The following is a 17,888-nucleotide window of genomic DNA, read 5'->3' as shown; positions in this document are numbered from 1 at the left end:
TTAAAGGTTTATACGAATAAGTGGTATAATAATGAATACGTCTAAATAGGCGCATGTAGTATTTAATGTATATAAGTGGGGCTAATCCCAGGAGGTTTCTACGTATGACAAAGTACCATTTTACAGGCATTAAGGGGTCTGGAATGAGTCCATTAGCGCAAATCTTACACGATACAGGCTATGAAGTTCAAGGTTCTGATATTGAAAAGTATTTTTTTACTGAAAAACCATTACATGATCGAAATATAGAAATATTATTATTCGATGAATCGAATATTAATGAGGGTATGACTATTATTGCTGGAAATGCGTTTCCCGATAGCCATCCCGAACTAGTCAAAGCTAGAGAGCTTGGCTTAGAGATAATTCGTTATCATGACTTCTTAGGGAATTATATGAGTCAGTTTACCTCTGTAGCAGTTACAGGAGCTCATGGAAAAACATCTACTACTGGTTTGTTATCTCATGTATTAAGTGGATACGAACCTACATCCTTTTTAATCGGGGATGGTACCGGAAAAGGTATGTTAAATGCCTCTAACTTTGTGTTCGAGGCTTGTGAATATCGCCGTCATTTTTTAGCGTACAATCCGGACTATGCAATAATGACCAATGTTGATTTTGATCATCCAGATTATTTCCATGATATTGATGACGTATTCCAGGCATTTCAGTCAATGGCGATGCAGGTGAAAAAAGGTATTTTTGCTTGTGGGGACGACAAATACTTACAACAGATAAAATCGGAAGTTCCTGTCGTTTATTATGGTTTTGGAGAACATAATGATTTTGCTGCACGCAATATCGAAATTACACCAAAAGGTACATCTTTTGATGTATTTGTACGCAACGAATTTTATGATCGTTTCTCCATTCCGTTGTTCGGTGACCACACTATATTAAATGCTCTAGCAGTTATCTCTCTTTGCCATTATGAAGGAGTTCCTGCAGATACTATCCAAAAAGGTTTAGAAACCTTTGAAGGGGTCAAAAGAAGGTTTACGGAGACGATAGTGGGTAATGATATTATCATTGATGATTATGCTCATCATCCTACAGAAATAAAAGCAACTATTCAATCTGCTAGACAAAAGTATCCAACTCATCAAATAATTGCGATTTTCCAACCACATACTTTTACAAGAACTCAAAAGTTTTTACAAGAATTCAGTGAGGCATTGAGTTTGGCGGATCGGGTCTATTTATGTGATATTTTTGGATCTGCGAGAGAGAATGTAGGGAATTTAACAATTTCAACCCTAGGAGATATTATCGAAGGAAGCCATATTCTAACAGAAGAAAATGTTGAGGATTTGCAGACAAAGGAGCATTCAGTTTTCTTATTTATGGGAGCTGGAGACGTTCAAAAATATCAACAAGCTTTTGAAGCAAAGTTAAATAAATAATAAAAAAGCTTAATCTATTTGGATTAAGCTTTTTTTTGAAGGATATTTAAAAGAAAAGTAGTATAGTATAGGTAGGAAGTTTAATTTGATTTGATTAGGGTAAAATTGTATTAAGACATATAAGTTTTTAGGAGGATGTACAATGGAAAATCTTTTATACATAGCCGCTATTATAGCCGCGGTTGCATTTCTAATACTTTGTATTAGTTTAGCAATGACATTATTTTCAGTTAAGAAAACACTTAATAATGTAGCGGGCACATTAGATGGTTTAGAAACAAATCTACAAAATATGACAAAGGAAACAGCTGAACTTCTTCATAAAACAAATGATTTAGCAGAAGATATACAAGCTAAATCAGAGAAGTTAAATACAGTAGTCGATGCAGTTAAAAATGTAGGAACTTCCGTAAATGGATTTAATCATTCTATTCAACGTTTAACAACTTCCGTAACCTCTGAAGTTGAGAAAAATGAAGAAAAAATTGCCCAGGTTGTCCAATGGAGTAACGTTCTATTAGGTGTTCGCGACAAATGGAGAGAACGTAAAGCGTTAGAACGTGCTGGATATTATACTTATGAAAACGACAACCATAAACCACTATAATCGGAGGGATTTACATGACAAATCAAAAACAAACTAAACCTAATTACAATGAAGCAACTTATAATCATGAATATTATGCAAACCAATCATCTTATAATCAGCAAGGTCAATCGCATTATCCACCGGTACCATATTACAACAGTGATTCACGAGAGAATATTTACCGTGAAGAAGAAGTAAATGGTAAAGATTTTATCATCGGTGTGTTAATAGGTGGGATTATTGGTGCAACCACTGCATTATTACTAGCACCAAAAACAGGAACAGAGCTTCGTGGAAACCTTTCTACACAGGCTAGTCAGCTTAAAGAGAAAACGATGGACTTTTCAACAACTGCAAAAGAAAAAACAACTCAACTTTCTAAGCAAATTCAAGAGCAATCTGGACAATTAGTTGATAAAGTAAAAGCCATTAAACCAACTGCCTCTTCACCACTAGATGACGGTACCGCTTCGTCTGAAGGAGAAGAACCAATGGAATTTATGGAAACAATTTCTCATACAACAGAGGAATTAACGGAACAAGAAGAAAATGCAACAGCAATTGCAGAGGCTATCAAAGAAGCGGTTGCTGAAGAAAAAAAGTAATTCAATAGAAAATAAAAAAGCATTGCGTAAGCAGTGCTTTTTTGTTTTCTAAAAATTAAAGAGGTAATTTCTTCATAAAATAGAATTTATGTATGAGACAATCATTATAGGGGGGAAGTTATGGGTTATATTGAGGATTTACGAAAAAGTGTCGGCAATCATCCTTTAATCTTAGTGGGAGTTGCAGTTGCAGTAATGAATGAAAGAGGAGAATTGCTGTTACAAAAGCGTAGTGATGGTATATGGGGTGTTCCCGGAGGATTTATGGAATTAGGAGAATCTACAGAAGAGACTGGTAGAAGAGAGGTTTTGGAAGAAACTGGAATAGAAATTGGTAAACTTGAATTTGTGGGTGTTTTTTCTGGGAAACAGTATTTTGTTAAATTACCAAATGGAGATGAATTCTACCCCATTACAATCGCTTACGTTACTAAAGAAATTAGTGGTGGTGTTCTTAAGGCTGATGGTCAAGAGACAATAGAGGCTAAGTTTTTTACCATAAATGAGTTACCAGAGGGACTTAATCCTCTTATTAAAAATCTTCTCAGGAAATACCTTTCTTTATAAAGTAGTCAGGCAGAAGGCAACGGCACAAGTAAAATACTTTCACGAAAAAATGCTTTTTGCATAAAATAAAGTGAAAATGATATTAATTTACTGGGGGGTTATTGAATTGAACAAAAACAATTTCAATTTTGAACAAGATAATTCGGACCTCCAATCAGACAGTCAAGCCGCTAAAATCGCTGTCATTGCAGGAGCGATAAGTACGTTTGGCGATGCACTTGCCACTTTGTCTGCGATTCTTGCTATAGAAGAAGAACGACAAGAAAAAAATGGTTCTAGTGATAATAGAAATATACAGAAACAGATTGATAATCTAACTTATGAAATCCAAAAAATAAAAAACCAGATAAGTAATCAGAATCGATACTATCTATAGTAGTAATCCAATTTGTTTTAACCTTTTGGTAGTACGCTGATTGGATATTATACAGTACTAGGGAATTTCACAGCGCTTACATACTTCAATTATTGCATGTATAAGTATGTAAGCACAAAATGTATTCTTACAAAGTAGACCAATCATCTGATTTTACATAGTATTCAAATAATAAAAGAAAGTTTATTGAAAGTATAGTAAAATTTGTTTATAAGGTTCAATCGAAATCACGAATCCTTTTACTAAGATAGGAGACTAATCATGAGAGCCATTATATTTGATTTTGATGGGACATTGGCTAATACTTTGCCCATTTGTTTTTGTGCTTTTAAAAATGTGTTTACAGAATATGATAATAAGGATCTTAGCTCTGAAGAAATAAAGGATATGTTTGGTCCATCCGAAACAGGTATTATTAGAAACAATTTATCGAATCCTAAAAAGGAAATGGCAATCGAATATTATTATGAAAAGTATTCTGAACATCATAAAAGTTTAGTAGAGGTTGATCCTGAAATTTTAGAGTTGTTAAGGTACTTGAAAGAGATGGATATAAAAATAGGGATTTTTACTGGCAAGGCAAAAAGAAGCTTAGATATCTCTTTAAAAGCATTAGAAATGGATGGTATGTTTGACGTTATAATAACAGGTGATGATGTTACAAATCCGAAGCCTGATTCAGAGGGATTACTAAAGGCTTTATCTCTATTAGAAGTTAATAATTCGGATGCAATATATATTGGAGATAGTGATGCAGATGTGATTGCGGGAGTACAAGCTAATGTATTTACAATTGGTGTGCAATGGTTACCAGAGTACCAAACAGCTACATTTAAGGAAACACCAAATTTACTTATAAAAAGTGTAAAGGAATTTAAAAGTTTCTTCAAGGTAGTGACCAATGAGTAAAAAGTGGTTAGAGTGGGCAAAAAGAATACAAGCTTTATCACAGTCTGGATTAGCCTTTTCTAAAGATGTTTACGATTTAGAACGGTATGAAGAATTACGTAATATTAGTATAGAGATAATGGCAGAACATACGGCACTAGAAATGGATAAAATTAGAGATATATTTGCTAATGAAACTGGTTATCAAACTCCAAAAGTCGATGTTCGTGGCGTGGTTTTTAAAAGTAATGAGATTTTAATGGTCAAAGAAAATATAGATGATAAATGGGCTTTGCCAGGTGGCTTTTGTGACATAGGACTGTCCCCCTCTGAGAATGTTGTAAAGGAAATAAAAGAGGAATCTGGCTTTGATGTTGTACCTATCAGGTTAATTGCTCTATTGGATAAAAATAAACATCCACATCCACCAGAAGCTTATCACTATTATAAGATATTTATATTGTGTGAAATTATTGGAGGAAAACCTACTATAGGTATTGAAACGAATAATATTAAGTTTTTTTCCGAAGATAATTTACCGCAGCTTTCTACAAATAGGAATACGGAGTCTCAAATAAAAACACTCTTTGAATTTTTGAGGAACCCTGAAAAAGAAACGATATTCGATTAGAGTAAGGAGCGAGTATATATGAAAGTGAGGTTGATTTAATGAAAAGATATTTAGGCTTAATTTCGTTGTTGTTGATCATTTCTTTTATCTTTTTAGGTTTTATTGTCCCTCAAGTATTGCATCCCTTACCTGAGTCATTGGATATTTGGCTGTTGTTACTATTATTATTTGGGTCATTTTTCGCTGCACTTTTTAGTGTGAAAGGGCGTTTAAAAACAATCACATTACTTATTTCTTCACTTGGTATGTTAGGTTTATTGGTCTTAACTATTTTCGCAATTGGTATGATATTGTTTGGTAATTTTGGTACATAGACAACAGAGTAAAAGGGGGAAATATGGATAAAATATTTCATGAAATAGCTAATTGGATTACAACAAAGGACAAAAGAGTCACGATTGGAATCTCTGGTCATGGTGCATCTGGAAAGTCAACGTTTTCTAATAATCTTATAAAGATTTTGGGGCAGGACTGTGTGAATTATATCAATACAGATCCTTATATTATCAGTTCTAATCTTAGAAAGTACGCTTTTATCGATTATGAATATAAGAGCCAACATTATCATGATAAAATTACAGCTTGTCATCCTGCCGCTCATAATATATTGGCTTTGGAGAGAGATATTCATATGATGAGGGATGGTTTAGACGTTTATACAATAGGTACGAGTTACTCAAAGAGCACATTACTTTCTTCGCAAAACAAGATTAATATTGTAGAAGGCATGAGCGTCGCATTTACTAATCCTGATCTGTATGATTTAAAAGTGTACTTATATACGGATGGGGAAACCGAATTAATGAGAAGGAGTATACGTGATGTTTCTGAAAGAGGAACAGATATAAATTATTTAAGAAAATCTCATGAGATGCGGAGAATTCAATATGAATTATTCATGCATCCTTATCATAATAACTTTGATATAGTTTTAAAAAATTCCAATGAAGAGTATATCCTTGAAGAAGGTAAATTTTAATGAACATGAAGAAAGATATATTAATGTTAAGAAATTGATGAATCAAATAGGAGCTAATATTTCCTTTTTCGTTAAATGTAATAAAAATCAATAAAAGGGTCCAATTCATGAATTAGGGGCTGTTTTGTGTGATTAATTTATAAATGGTATTTTATTGAATTTATTTTCTAATTACTTGATGCATTAAAAAATGAATGTCTACGTGATATCACGTAGACATTCATTTTTTTAAAAGGTCGATTTTGTTGATTGGAGCGGAAGGCGGCGACTCTAGCGGGAATAGCATGCGTTGAAAGCCCCGTAGGAACGCAGTGACTAGGAGATTGAAGCCATGCCCGCGGAAAGCGTCCGCCTGGAGCAGAAATCAACGTTTTTAAGATTTCACTAATGAATATGCTTTTATGAAAATAATTCTATTACTCTTTATATTAATTCATCCAAACACAATCTCCAATTGATCTCCGCCGAATATTTCTTCATCGAATCGTGAAGGCTGTCCGTTTTTTAATATTTGGAATGAACCAGCTTGTGTAGGCATATTCCATTCTGTAAAACGAAAAACGTCTTGAAAAATCCAAGGAGTACTATTTACTTCTTGCCATTGAATGTTTGATTCATTAGGAATAATATCATTGGAATTCAATTGTACGTTGTCCTTATGGACAATTGCACATTCTTTCGAAAGTTCCACCGGATTGTTTTGGAACACAACATTTATTTGATCAACTAATTTCCTATCAAGCTGATTTGTAAGTTGTTCTAACGTTGGAGAACCAGAAGTTTCCAGTTGTATAATATCATTCTCTTGAACAGGATAGGATAGTTTTGCCGGACTCCCATTTAGGAATAATCTTGCTGAAAGTGTCGGGATAAAATGGTTTTTATTATTTATCGTAACTGTATAAGGTTGAAGCTGAGTCAAGAAATTTTCTTTATGAATAGCATACATAACTTGTTCTATTGTTTGCGGAGTCTCTACGGTAATTTTGTCATTCTCTTGCAACACAGTGTCTAAAGATACCTTTTGGCCATTTAGTTTAACTGTCGGTTCTACTATATACATAACCCCTTGGAATGTAATAGATTTAATAGTCGCATCGTCCAATAGATCTCGCACTGTGGCAAATCCTTCTTTACCATCAATTCCCTCTAACAATTCAACTTTATCATTATTTTGAATTAATGATTTTGTATTAGCTTCAATACCATTTAGTTGGATAACAGCTGGTTTTCCATGCTCTCCTGGAATATGAATGATTTGACCATTCACTTGAACGGTTAAAGCTGCTCCAGGTTTTCCGTAGAGTTTACGAGCAGAAATATTAGCTGCTAAAAATGCATCGGCAATAGTCATTTCTTTTAGTTCAAATAAACGAACAATTTGATTGTTTACTTGCACGGACATGTATTGAATAGGTGCCCGTTTTGCAGCAATAGCAATACCGATAGGGGTTACCAACTCAGGAGTAATTGGGATATGCTCAGCCTTTGTTAAGTTTTGAATCGCATCTATACCACGGACCGCTACCCGATTGGCAGGTAAATTTAGCTTCTCAGCTAAAATACTTGGAAGGTTTGGTGTCAAGCTTCCTCCACCGACTAGCATGACTGCCTTCGTAGGTTTGCTATTATTCAGTCGAAGAATTTCACTTGAGATAGAACTAGCTAAAATATCTACTGCAGGCTTAAGCGCCTCAATAACTTCTTCTTTCGGGATATCCTGCTGGAAGCCTAAGATATCTTGAATTTGGATAGTATCCCCCGTATTAATCCTTCTTTTTGCTTCTTCGGCTAATGGGAAGTCTAATAAGTAATGATCACTCAAAGCTTCAGTAATTTCATCACCAGCTGTTGCTACCATTCCGTAGGCGACTACAGTTCCTAAATCTGTGATAGCAATATCGGAAGTTCCAGCTCCAATATCCACTAATGCTACGTTTAATCTTCGCATTGAAGGGGGAATCAACACATTAATCGCAGCAATTGGTTCAAGTGTTAATGCTTCCATCTCTAAGTTAGCACGTTTTAATGCCGAAAGAAGAGATTCTACTACAACACGTGGTAGAAAAGTAGCGATAACTTCTATAGAAGCTTCGTTTCCTTGTTGATCAACTAAACTACCTATTTCTTCCCCATCTAATCTATAATAGACAACACTGTATCCAACACAATAATAATGATTAGTATGCTTGTCTGTATCATTTTGAATTAAATTGCTTTGTGCTTTTTGCACTGCTGATAGCTCAAGCCGATTCATATCATCTTCTGAAAAAATAGGTCTATTTTTAATATCCATTATTACTTCTGCCTGCTCTGTTTTCAGTGCTCTTCCAGCAGCAGCCACACTAACTTTTTCAAGTTTTCCATGCTTTTGTTCTAGCTTTTCTTTAACGGATTGAATTATCTCAGCCACTTTTAGTACATTATGTATTTGACCGTCGACCATAGCGCGTTCTTTATGTTCTTCTACTAAAATATCAACTACATGAAAAGAATCCCCATGTTCTTCTAAAATGATGCCTACTACAGATCTTGTACCAATATCTAATGCAAATAATTTAGATGTCAATTTACCACGTCCTTTTTAGACAAATACTTTAGCGAGTTGAATCGCTAAAATAAAATGCGTGACATTTTCTCATGCATTGATTATAATATGTCTTATATCTAAAAATGTATCATAATTTTCTGTCGTTATAAAGTACCGATGGAAAGAAGAGAGGAGAATTATCTATGAGTCATGTAGATTTAGACGCTTTACGCGCACGTGTTGATGAGATTAACGTAGAAATTTTACAGTTAATCAACGAAAGAACTGGTGTTATTCAAGAGATTGGTAAAGTAAAAGAAAAACAAGGTGTTAATAGATATGATCCTCTTCGCGAAAGACATATGTTAGACCACTTGAAAGAAAATAACGCTGGACCACTTCCACAATCAACGGTTGAGCATATTTTTAAAGAAATTTTCAAAACTGCTTTGGAATTACAAGTGGATGACCAAAAGAAAGCCCTTCTTGTTTCTCGTAAAAGAAAACCAGAAGACACAATAGTTAATATTAATGGGGAACAAATTGGTACAGGAACACCTTCATTTGTATTTGGTCCTTGTTCAGTTGAATCCTATACTCAAGTAGCAGAGGTAGCAGCAGCTATCCAGTCTAAAGGGTTAAAACTAATTCGAGGTGGAGCATATAAGCCACGTACCTCTCCTTATGATTTCCAAGGACTAGGATTAGAAGGTCTAAAAATATTGAAGAAAATTTCAAAAGAATTTGGTTTGTCTACAGTTTCTGAGATTGTAACGCCAAGTCACTTAGATGAAGCACTAGATTATATTGATGTAGTACAAATAGGTGCTCGGAACATGCAAAACTTTGAATTACTAAAAGCAGTTGGATCTATCAATAAACCAGTCCTTTTAAAACGAGGAATGGCTGCTACATTAGATGAATTCATCCATGCGGCAGAGTACATTATGTCGCAGGGGAACGACCAAATTATCCTATGTGAACGTGGTATTCGTACGTATGAACGTGCAACTCGAAACACATTAGATATTTCAGCTGTCCCAATTCTAAAACAAGAAACACATTTACCGGTATTTGTAGATGTAACGCATTCAACTGGACGCCGTGATATTCTACTGCCCGCTGCAAAAGCTGCAATTGCAATTGGAGCAGACGGAGTGATGGCAGAAGTACATCCAGATCCAGCGGTAGCGCTATCGGATGCTGCACAACAAATGAACTTGCAGCAATTTGATGAGTTTTATGATTCTGTACAAAAATTCTTGAAAAATCATGAGATTCATGCCTAGTTAGTGAAAAAATTCACAAAACCGACTCTTATTTTAGGGTCGGTTTTACTATTTGATTGAAAGTTAGAAGGGTTATCAAGTATTATTGATATATATGTATTTTTAGTATGTAAAAAAGTGAAGGAGGGATATATGTTGACTATTACAATTTACGATGTTGCCAGAGAGGCAAACGTATCAATGGCAACTGTTTCACGTGTTGTGAATGGAAATCAGAATGTGAAGCCGGCTACACGTCAAAAAGTATTGGCGGTAATTGAACGATTGGATTATCGACCGAATGCTGTTGCACGGGGGTTAGCAAGTAAAAAAACAAAAACGGTCGGCGTTATCATTCCAGATATTTCGAATGTATTTTATGCAGAGCTTGTTCGTGGTATAGAAGATATTGCAACAATGTATCGTTACAACATCATATTAACCAATTCAGATCAACAAGAAGATAAAGAAGTCCAATTATTATCAACACTACTTAGTAAGCAAGTAGATGGGGTAGTTATGATGAGTGATGAAATATCCCCTGAAATGTTACATGAAATGAAAAGAGCAAGCGTTCCTATTGTATTAGCTGGAACAGTGGAAACATCTAATTCGTTCCCTTCTGTAAATATTGAATATCATGACGCAGCAGTGGATGCAGTTAATCGTTTGATTAAAAATGGTCATACTCGAATTGCATTTGTATCTGGATCCATTGATAGCACGATAACTAGGCTATACAACTTATCAGGTTATGAAAAAGCGTTAAACGATGCTGGTATCGAAGTTGACGCAGATCTAATTGTTGGAGTCAATAATACATACGACGATGGACTTGTTGCTTGGGAGCAGTTACGTGAGTTAAAGGAACCTCCGACAGCTTTTTTTGCTGGTAATGATGAAATTGCTATTGGCTTGATACATGGAGCTCAAGATAATGGTTTACGTGTACCAGAAGATATCGAAGTTATAAGCTTTGAAAACTCAAAATTAACAAGAATGGTTAGACCTCAACTAACGAGTGTCGTACTACCTTTATATGATATTGGAGCAGTTTCTATGAGATTGTTGACTAAACATATGAATAAAGAGAACATTGAAGAAGACACAGTAATTCTTCCATATTGGATTGAAGAAAGAAAATCAGTTAAGTAAAAGAGCGTAATATCAAAAAAAAATTATTTCATTTACAGCAAGCAGGGTCGTGACACTAGTCATGACCCTTTATTTTTTAGGCAATGTTAAAAGGAAATGTTGATTAATCGTAAAATGACATGGTGACAACCACACTACATCTTATTAAATTCTTCCACCTCAATTGGATATTTATGTTAAAATGAGAATAAGTTTGTGAAGGTTTCCATATAAACTAACGAATAAAATATGGAGGTTTAATATATAGAATAAATTTAAACTAGGCCTATCAAGAGAGATAGGGGACAGGATCAATCTAGATCACTGAGAAAGTCAATTTGTCCCTTTTAACGAGACAAAAGAGCTTGCTTTAAAAACTAAAGCAAGCCCAATACATTACTTATTTGATCATCATATCATATAAATATAACTCAAATTGTTCCGTACTATTAGGAGAACTTTTTCTAATTACCTCACCCTGGTAAATTGTATCCGATGTTTTCAAATCAATAACAGTGATACTAGCTTTTGTTTTTAAATTTGTTATATGGGTTGTCACATATAGCTTACCGTCCTCCATGATTATAATTGGTGGGTCCGCATCACTTGTTTCGTTTGATAGCTGAATAGTAAATTCATTATTAGCTTGATCGTTCTCTATACTATAAGGAGTTATAACCAAGTTTTCACCACTTAATTTCGAGAAATAAATCGTTGAACCATCAAAATAACTGATTTGATGCTCTTTCAAACTGTCTGGTAATTTAATTGTCTCTTTTTCATTCGTTCTTAAATTGTAAGAAATTAATTCCCGGGTTGTTTCTTCTAGCCTATCCGATTCCCCATCTTGTATCATTTTTTCCAGGGTTTTTATGAATATAAGATTTTCATTCGATTGTTTATGGCTTGTTTGAACTAGTTCTGCATGGATATATGCATTGCCTTGTTGTTCTGGGATGGAAAAAATCGTTTCACTACTAACTATCTTCCCAGTGGATATGTCGAAAGAATAGATATGTTTTTCATTATAGTACTTCCCATTCTCTCTAGTACTATTATGGGTAATCACTTTTAGTTCATTATCAACCACCTGGACATCTTCAACAAATATATTTTCAACTACTGAGCTGTCTGGAACTTTAATGGAGAAAGAAGATGTATTGCCATTGTCTTTATCTACTATAGATATAGCGAATTTGAAATCTCTTGTTGTAAATGAACCTATTTTATACTTCACTTCCGCATATGCTAGCAACTTATTGTCCTCAAAAAACGAATCAACACTTCGGCCTTTCCCTCGCATGAAATTACGATACTTTTCCTGTAACTTCTGAATCATTGGTGCGGGGTGTCCTATAATCGAGTCAATAATCGACCTACCATTTCTATAATCTGTATCATCAGAGGTAATTTGCAAGTTGGTGTTCACATAACTCATAGATCCCCCTTCATGATAGGAACCTTCCAACTCCAAAGATTTTATTTCTTCAGCGTCACCGCTCTTCTTATTTATCGCAAACTCAGGGTATTGTGTTTCCGACATAGCAGAATTAACATAAAACGTCCCAATGCTAAGCACAATAACTGCAATAATTGAAGTAAACTTCCAATACTTTTTCATTTCCACACACTCCTTATACAGTTATCTTGTTCTTTAATAAGAATCCACTCATCCAAATGGACCCTGCGAGTACGATTAAACCCATTACTATTTCAAGTACAAATAATTCTAGTGGATAGAAAAAACCATTTAGTACCAATTCTTGCAAAAGTAGAGGTGAAATAAATAGAGTAACAGCAACTAAGCTGTATAAAACCCCAACAAAAATACCCTTCCAGCTAAAGCTTCTTTCAAATAAAATTGCAGTAAATAGAATGGACACAACCATTAACCATGCTCCATAATACAATATAAATTCAAGAAAATTATTTGGAAAAAGTATGTGTATTTCAGGCATGCTGCTAACAATCTCTTTGACATTCATATCCACTCGGAATTCCTTTGGCAGCATCCATCTAAAAACCATTGTCTCTATTGGAATCAAAATAAGTTGAAATGCCACAAAGCCAAACGTCGCTAGTAGAATATTTGTTATCTTTGCGTAAAAAACATTCAATCTCGTTGTTGGTAGCATCAATAATCGGTAAATAAATGTATTTTTCCCAAACCAATCACGATACCAGATCAGGAAAATATAGAACCCAACACCTGCAAAAAATAAAGTGATTGGACCAAGGAACCATACGCTTCTGGTTACCGACAGAAAACTCATTTGGCCAAAGTTTGTTAAGAACTCTGCTTTGGGCATTAACTCTTCATAAATTTTTTCATTGGCCATGTTTAGGTACATTTTCGACAACACAATGACTCCGGCAATTTGTACAACTAGTGTAATGCCTAGTAGGACTGCAAATAATTTTGCAAAACGATTGAATTCAAAATTGACCAGCTTCAAGTAGCTTTTCATTTCTGATACACCTCTCTCATAACATCCACCACAGATTTCCCTTCGTTTTCACGAGCTTCTTCCGCGCTGAACTCCTTGATAACAATCCCTTCATCGAGCAGCACAACCTTATCGATTAAATGTTCGATATCACCTATTTCGTGTGTCGTTATGATAACGCCTCTATTTTCAATTAAATGACTCGTGAACACTTTAGCAATTTCTTCCCGACTAAACATGTCAATTCCAGAAAATGGTTCATCCATTAATACAAAATCAACATCCATTGCTAAACCCAGTAACAAATTGACCTTTGCCGTATTTCCTTTTGATAAGGAAGATATTCTATCCTGTTCATTTAAGTTTAAAAAACCAAGCAGTTCTGTTGCACGTTTCTGGTTCCAACATGTATAAAAATCATTCATGAACTCCATTGCCTCAGAGATTTTCATCTGTGGTAGCATCGTTATTGCATCAGGAATAAAGGCGATTTTTTCAAACATCTTTTTATTAATGGTTTCTCCGTTGATTAATATTTTCCCTTTGTTAATCGGGGTAAGTGCCATAATGGCATTTAAAATGGTTGTCTTGCCAACTCCGTTGATTCCAATTAAACAAGTTATTTCACCCTTTTTGGCTGTAAATGACACACCTTTTAATATCTTTTTCCGACCATAGTTCTTTGTAATCTCTTTTACTTCAATCATTTTTATACCCCCTTATCATCGTTATTATCTGTGTACTTTGTTCTTACCAAGTTCAATAATTCATCAACTGGAACTTTAATAGACCGAACGGATGTTACAAACGTTTCAACTGCCTCAACTAGCAACTCTTCTCTTACCTTACCTAGTATCTTTTCATCGGTTGTTATTTTGCTCGGATGATTCCGTTCGGTATGGATCAAACCCTGTTCCTCCATTTCCTTATACGCTCGTTGTGCGGTATTGGGGTTTATCTTCACCCTGTTTGCCAACTCCCGTCTCGATAGTATTTCTTCTCCAGGTACTAATTCGCCAATTGCAATTTTTTCTTTAAAATGCCGAACAACCTGCAAATAGACTGGATCGCGATTATTAAAATTTACATTCATCGAAACAACTCCTATACATTCTTGGATGTGTACACATGATTTTTCAGTGCATGTACTAAGTGGTTCATACGCATTAAGTGTATTATATGGGTAATACACAAGGTTGTCAATCCTGTTTGAGAAACGTGCTGCCCATCCATGTTTTGCTATATTTTCTGGGGAATTCTAGTGTAGGTAGGGCGCTCTCCTTATTACAGAAAAGATATCGCTTAGATAATAAGATTAGTCCAAGTTAATGTAGGGAAAAGTCATTTGTAAACACTGTTGAATTAGAAATGCTATTATTTCATGATGGATGAAGGAATCATACTTTCTTTTTACTAGTGGAAATAAAGAGAAGTAGTAAGTATTTGCCTCATAAAGAAGCGAAGTAGCTCACGAAATTGCATCTTCGTGAGCTTCCTCTATGGATAGGAAATCATCTTATCTCTAGTTACCCAAAAATGTACTAACCTGTTTTTTAGCGTTGTAGGAGAGCGACGGACAGGCAAACGTCATAAGATTACCGGAAAAAGTGATATTGGTTGTGACGGACGTCACAACCAATATCACTAAAAATTCACTCGGTAATCATATAGCAAAACGTCTGTCCAAAGCACTTCGAAAACGATAAAAACAGGTTTTGACCTAAAAGGGCCGGGCGTTTTTGCTCGATTTTTCTCAGGCTATTAGTTAATGGATAAGTTTTTTCGTAAAAGTACTAAATGCTAAAACACCAGTAGCTATTTTTGCTACTGGTGTTTTGTAAATGATTGCTGATTCCGCAACTGGTAAAGTGCTTTATCAAGCATCTGTTTATTCTTTTCTGTAATTTCTACTTTACGGGGAATAGGATCGTAAAGTGGCTCCGGGTCTAACCAAGTAGGGATGAGTGGGATAGGTGACTCCATAGACCATTTATCTAACCAGTTCTTTGGTAACTCACCTACTGGAAGTTGAATGTCATTCATCACCATCCATACATAGGACCATGCACGTGGTACTACTCTCCATATATCATAACCCCCACCACCAACTGCAATCCACTTACCATCGCAAAATTCATGGGCAAGCTCATGAGCTAGTTTCGGAATCTCTTGATAGATTTTCATCGTACCATATAGATGGGTAAGTGGATCAAAATAATGGGCATCAGCACCATTTTGGCTTAGAATAACATCAGGTTTAAAGGCTTCCACAATTTCTCGAAAGCTTGTCCGATAAATTTCTAAGAAGGAATCATCTTCCGTAAAAGCATCTATTGGAAAATTAAAGGAGGTACCATAACCTTCACCAGATCCTCTTTCGGTTATATTCCCAGTACCTGGGAATAAATATCTTCCTGTTTCATGAATAGAAATGGTACACACATTAGGATCATCGTAAAAACTCCATTGAACTCCATCGCCGTGGTGGGCATCTGTATCTATGTAAAGTACACGTGCATTATACTTTTCTTGCATATACTTAATAGCAACAGAGCTATCATTATATACACAAAAACCAGATGCACGTCCTCTGAAACCGTGATGAAGACCGCCACCTAAATTCACTGCATGAGAAGATTTCCCTTCCATCACATAGTCAACTGCGGTCAAAGTGCCTCCGACTAGAGTTGCACTTGCTTCATGCATATCTGGAAAGATAGGGGTATCCTCCGTGCCAATACCATAACTTTCATATTTAGTGCTATCTGCGTTTTCCTTGCTCGCTTCTTTTACTATCTTAATATAGTTTGCATCATGTACGAGAAGTAGTTCCTCGTCTGTAGCCATCCTAGGAGGGACTATTTCAGATAAAGATAAAGCATTAATTTCTTTTAGTAGATCAACAGTTAATGTTAATCTTTTTTGATTGAATGGATGAGTATCCGAAAACTTGTAGCCTAGCTGGTCCTCGGAAAAGACAAATACAGCATTTTTCATAGCCCTAGTCCCGGATGATTTGGCCATAGAACCTCGTATCCCTCGTCTCGAATAGCTTCAATAAGTACAAGAGGGTTTATAGTCTTTACACGGAGCACTAAGATTTTATAATCACTTTTATCTTTATCAGGATAAACTAACACACTTAACACATTAACTTTTTGATCGTGAAAAACTTTTGAAACGCCGAATAGAACTCCAGGCTTGTTAGGAACACGAATTTCAATTTGAGATCCTGGCTGATGAACACCTGTTAGTTCGATAAATTTGTAGAGCAAATCGGATTCGGTGATCATTCCTACAAGTTTTCCATGTGATACTATTGGTAAACAACCAATTCGATTATCATAAAAAATACTGGCTGTTTCCTCTACAAAATCTAGAGGATGACCCGTTATCGGATTTTTGGTCATAATTTCTTCTAATTTTCTATTATATATTTCTGGATCTGATACATTTTGTAGTGTAGAAGGAGTTGCTTCTTTTAAATCTCGATCTGTCACGACTCCAAGTACTTGTCGTTTGTCATTAATAATTGGTAAATGACGTATTTTTTTCTCTTTGAGTAATTGTAATGCATCATTTATCGTGTGTCCTGGTGTTAAACTGGGGACGGATGTATTCATAATTTGTTCAACTAGCATGTTAAATTAACTCCTTTTGTTAGAAAGTTAGTCATTGATTAATACATAAAGCGATTCATAAAACGTAATTGGTCAAATTGCTGGATGGATTCAGTGTCTACTCTGCTCCCAATCTTAGCCATTAAACAATTGGCAGGGTGGGAGCTAATCTCAGGATCGTCTGTTGCAAAATACTCAAGTCCACCTGCTTGCATCATCTTTTCCATGACTTTTCTGTATTCCCAAACGTTTAAACCGGTGCCTTTTAAATCCCAGTGCCAGTAATACTCTGTCGTAATCGTAATATAATCTTCCATTGCATTATCCATCATCGATACACGGAGGAGTGTTTTTCCAACTCCAGTGCCCCTGAATTTTGGTATTACCTCTATAGCGCCTAACTCTATCAAATTTTCCATATTCCCTTGCGACCATCTCTCTAAAGGGTCTGGGTGCAAGTATGTACAATACCCTACAATTGTCTCTTGATCTCGCACAATAATTATTCTGCCTTCAGGCAACTTAGCAATTTCAATAATTGCTTTATGCTGCTGTGAGGGTGCACGAAAAGCAACTAAATCCTCGTGGAATTGTAACCTGGCAATTTCCTCGGAAGGAATAGGACCTTCAATAACGACAGTGCCATGTGTTGTTTCTTTTTGCACTGCATTATACGTCTTAGAATGAATCACGGATGCACCACCTTATAACATAATTGTAATTGTATTTATTATACATGATTTTAATTAGAGAAAGCGATTAGCTCTATTATTTTAGTTAAACATTCTAAAAAGTAAAAAGATTAGCAAAAATGCGAAAAAGTATTGTAGAATGAAATAGTATAGTTA

Annotated in this window: 19 protein-coding genes; 11 read left to right on the top strand and 8 right to left on the bottom strand. The window is 35.2% G+C overall.

All coding sequences use genetic code 11. The annotated features are described in order from the left end of the window. The first annotated feature begins 104 nt into the window (after nucleotides 1-104). The 9 genes from murC (at nucleotide 105) to MKY60_RS13315 (ending at nucleotide 6,041) form a co-directional block, all read left to right on the top strand. Nucleotides 105-1,406, top strand: coding sequence for a UDP-N-acetylmuramate--L-alanine ligase (gene murC / locus MKY60_RS13355; RefSeq protein ID WP_340930162.1), 1,302 nt, complete (start codon nucleotides 105-107; stop codon nucleotides 1,404-1,406). Between the two features lie 142 nt (nucleotides 1,407-1,548). After that, nucleotides 1,549-2,013 carry a DUF948 domain-containing protein gene (locus MKY60_RS13350; RefSeq protein ID WP_090564341.1) on the top strand — a complete coding sequence of 155 codons (465 nt, stop codon included), beginning with the start codon at nucleotides 1,549-1,551 and terminating at the stop codon, nucleotides 2,011-2,013. Between the two features lie 14 nt (nucleotides 2,014-2,027). Further along, on the top strand, nucleotides 2,028-2,600 hold the full coding sequence (locus MKY60_RS13345; protein ID WP_241596983.1) for a YtxH domain-containing protein: 573 nt from the start codon (nucleotides 2,028-2,030) through the stop codon (nucleotides 2,598-2,600). Between the two features lie 120 nt (nucleotides 2,601-2,720). Next, nucleotides 2,721-3,167, top strand: a complete 447-nt coding sequence (locus MKY60_RS13340; protein WP_340930161.1) for an NUDIX hydrolase — start codon at nucleotides 2,721-2,723, stop codon at nucleotides 3,165-3,167. A gap of 106 nt (nucleotides 3,168-3,273) precedes the next feature. Further along, the gene (locus MKY60_RS13335; protein WP_241596977.1) at nucleotides 3,274-3,543 is read left to right on the top strand and encodes a hypothetical protein; all 270 of its coding nucleotides are present in this window, start codon (nucleotides 3,274-3,276) and stop codon (nucleotides 3,541-3,543) included. A gap of 258 nt (nucleotides 3,544-3,801) precedes the next feature. Next, nucleotides 3,802-4,452 (top strand): HAD family hydrolase, encoded by a 651-nt coding sequence (locus MKY60_RS13330; protein WP_418939827.1) that lies wholly within the window; start codon nucleotides 3,802-3,804, stop codon nucleotides 4,450-4,452. Continuing rightward, nucleotides 4,445-5,062 (top strand): NUDIX hydrolase, encoded by a 618-nt coding sequence (locus tag MKY60_RS13325; protein ID WP_090564330.1) that lies wholly within the window; start codon nucleotides 4,445-4,447, stop codon nucleotides 5,060-5,062. The genes MKY60_RS13330 and MKY60_RS13325 overlap by 8 nt, the downstream gene beginning before the upstream one ends. 38 nt (nucleotides 5,063-5,100) lie before the next feature. Then, a complete protein-coding gene (locus MKY60_RS13320) occupies nucleotides 5,101-5,376 on the top strand; it encodes a histidine kinase (RefSeq protein ID WP_093496215.1) in 276 nt (91 codons plus the stop codon). Between the two features lie 23 nt (nucleotides 5,377-5,399). After that, nucleotides 5,400-6,041 carry a uridine kinase family protein gene (locus MKY60_RS13315; protein WP_340930160.1) on the top strand — a complete coding sequence of 214 codons (642 nt, stop codon included), beginning with the start codon at nucleotides 5,400-5,402 and terminating at the stop codon, nucleotides 6,039-6,041. A gap of 433 nt (nucleotides 6,042-6,474) precedes the next feature. On the opposite strand, the gene pilM is transcribed toward MKY60_RS13315, so the two are convergent. Further along, nucleotides 6,475-8,610, bottom strand: a complete 2,136-nt coding sequence (gene pilM / locus MKY60_RS13310; RefSeq protein WP_340930159.1) for a pilus assembly protein PilM — start codon at nucleotides 8,608-8,610, stop codon at nucleotides 6,475-6,477. Nucleotides 8,611-8,774: 164 nt separating this feature from the next. On the opposite strand from pilM, the gene MKY60_RS13305 reads away from it, so the two are divergent. Together MKY60_RS13305 and ccpA are read left to right on the top strand one after the other, a co-directional pair. Then, the gene (locus MKY60_RS13305) at nucleotides 8,775-9,860 is read left to right on the top strand and encodes a bifunctional 3-deoxy-7-phosphoheptulonate synthase/chorismate mutase (RefSeq protein WP_093496219.1); all 1,086 of its coding nucleotides are present in this window, start codon (nucleotides 8,775-8,777) and stop codon (nucleotides 9,858-9,860) included. A 135-nt stretch (nucleotides 9,861-9,995) separates the two neighbouring features. Further along, nucleotides 9,996-10,994, top strand: a complete 999-nt coding sequence (ccpA, locus tag MKY60_RS13300; RefSeq protein ID WP_090564510.1) for a catabolite control protein A — start codon at nucleotides 9,996-9,998, stop codon at nucleotides 10,992-10,994. 379 nt (nucleotides 10,995-11,373) lie between these two features. On the opposite strand, the gene MKY60_RS13295 is transcribed toward ccpA, so the two are convergent. The 7 genes from MKY60_RS13295 to MKY60_RS13265 all read right to left on the bottom strand — a co-directional run bounded on the left by MKY60_RS13295 (nucleotide 11,374) and on the right by MKY60_RS13265 (nucleotide 17,732). Beyond that, the gene (locus MKY60_RS13295; protein ID WP_340930158.1) at nucleotides 11,374-12,594 is read right to left on the bottom strand and encodes a hypothetical protein; all 1,221 of its coding nucleotides are present in this window, start codon (nucleotides 12,592-12,594) and stop codon (nucleotides 11,374-11,376) included. A gap of 13 nt (nucleotides 12,595-12,607) precedes the next feature. Then, the gene (locus tag MKY60_RS13290) at nucleotides 12,608-13,441 is read right to left on the bottom strand and encodes a hypothetical protein (RefSeq protein ID WP_241596959.1); all 834 of its coding nucleotides are present in this window, start codon (nucleotides 13,439-13,441) and stop codon (nucleotides 12,608-12,610) included. Next, the gene (locus tag MKY60_RS13285) at nucleotides 13,438-14,127 is read right to left on the bottom strand and encodes an ATP-binding cassette domain-containing protein (RefSeq protein ID WP_241596957.1); all 690 of its coding nucleotides are present in this window, start codon (nucleotides 14,125-14,127) and stop codon (nucleotides 13,438-13,440) included. The genes MKY60_RS13290 and MKY60_RS13285 overlap by 4 nt, the downstream gene beginning before the upstream one ends. A gap of 2 nt (nucleotides 14,128-14,129) precedes the next feature. Next, complete coding sequence (locus tag MKY60_RS13280; RefSeq protein ID WP_241596954.1) at nucleotides 14,130-14,513, bottom strand: GntR family transcriptional regulator; 384 nt, start codon at nucleotides 14,511-14,513, stop codon at nucleotides 14,130-14,132. Between the two features lie 731 nt (nucleotides 14,514-15,244). Then, complete coding sequence (locus MKY60_RS13275) at nucleotides 15,245-16,417, bottom strand: acetoin utilization protein AcuC (protein WP_241597171.1); 1,173 nt, start codon at nucleotides 16,415-16,417, stop codon at nucleotides 15,245-15,247. Continuing rightward, nucleotides 16,414-17,061 carry an acetoin utilization AcuB family protein gene (locus tag MKY60_RS13270; protein WP_093496221.1) on the bottom strand — a complete coding sequence of 216 codons (648 nt, stop codon included), beginning with the start codon at nucleotides 17,059-17,061 and terminating at the stop codon, nucleotides 16,414-16,416. The genes MKY60_RS13275 and MKY60_RS13270 overlap by 4 nt, the downstream gene beginning before the upstream one ends. Before the next feature lie 38 nt (nucleotides 17,062-17,099). After that, the gene (locus tag MKY60_RS13265; RefSeq protein ID WP_340930157.1) at nucleotides 17,100-17,732 is read right to left on the bottom strand and encodes a GNAT family N-acetyltransferase; all 633 of its coding nucleotides are present in this window, start codon (nucleotides 17,730-17,732) and stop codon (nucleotides 17,100-17,102) included. Between the last annotated feature and the right edge of the window lie 156 nt (nucleotides 17,733-17,888).

Source organism: Psychrobacillus sp. FSL K6-1415, assembly GCF_038003185.1.
GTDB lineage: Bacteria > Bacillota > Bacilli > Bacillales_A > Planococcaceae > Psychrobacillus > Psychrobacillus psychrodurans.
The sequence above is the reverse complement of the archived record's forward strand: the minus strand, read 5'-3'. Positions and strand labels throughout refer to the sequence as shown.

Excerpts from the sequence above, each read along its gene's own strand:
- MKY60_RS13305 (WP_093496219.1), top strand. The coding sequence starts at position 8,775 with ATGAGTCATGTAGATTTAGACGCTTTACGCGCACGTGTTGATGAGATT.
- MKY60_RS13320 (WP_093496215.1), top strand. The coding sequence starts at position 5,101 with ATGAAAAGATATTTAGGCTTAATTTCGTTGTTGTTGATCATTTCTTTT.
- MKY60_RS13275 (WP_241597171.1), bottom strand. The coding sequence starts at position 16,417 with ATGAAAAATGCTGTATTTGTCTTTTCCGAGGACCAGCTAGGCTACAAG.
- MKY60_RS13290 (WP_241596959.1), bottom strand. The coding sequence starts at position 13,441 with ATGAAAAGCTACTTGAAGCTGGTCAATTTTGAATTCAATCGTTTTGCA.
- MKY60_RS13280 (WP_241596954.1), bottom strand. The coding sequence starts at position 14,513 with ATGAATGTAAATTTTAATAATCGCGATCCAGTCTATTTGCAGGTTGTT.
- MKY60_RS13295 (WP_340930158.1), bottom strand. The coding sequence starts at position 12,594 with ATGAAAAAGTATTGGAAGTTTACTTCAATTATTGCAGTTATTGTGCTT.
- MKY60_RS13345 (WP_241596983.1), top strand. The coding sequence starts at position 2,028 with ATGACAAATCAAAAACAAACTAAACCTAATTACAATGAAGCAACTTAT.
- MKY60_RS13340 (WP_340930161.1), top strand. The coding sequence starts at position 2,721 with ATGGGTTATATTGAGGATTTACGAAAAAGTGTCGGCAATCATCCTTTA.
- murC (WP_340930162.1), top strand. The coding sequence starts at position 105 with ATGACAAAGTACCATTTTACAGGCATTAAGGGGTCTGGAATGAGTCCA.
- MKY60_RS13325 (WP_090564330.1), top strand. The coding sequence starts at position 4,445 with ATGAGTAAAAAGTGGTTAGAGTGGGCAAAAAGAATACAAGCTTTATCA.
- MKY60_RS13285 (WP_241596957.1), bottom strand. The coding sequence starts at position 14,127 with ATGATTGAAGTAAAAGAGATTACAAAGAACTATGGTCGGAAAAAGATA.
- MKY60_RS13270 (WP_093496221.1), bottom strand. The coding sequence starts at position 17,061 with ATGCTAGTTGAACAAATTATGAATACATCCGTCCCCAGTTTAACACCA.
- MKY60_RS13315 (WP_340930160.1), top strand. The coding sequence starts at position 5,400 with ATGGATAAAATATTTCATGAAATAGCTAATTGGATTACAACAAAGGAC.
- MKY60_RS13350 (WP_090564341.1), top strand. The coding sequence starts at position 1,549 with ATGGAAAATCTTTTATACATAGCCGCTATTATAGCCGCGGTTGCATTT.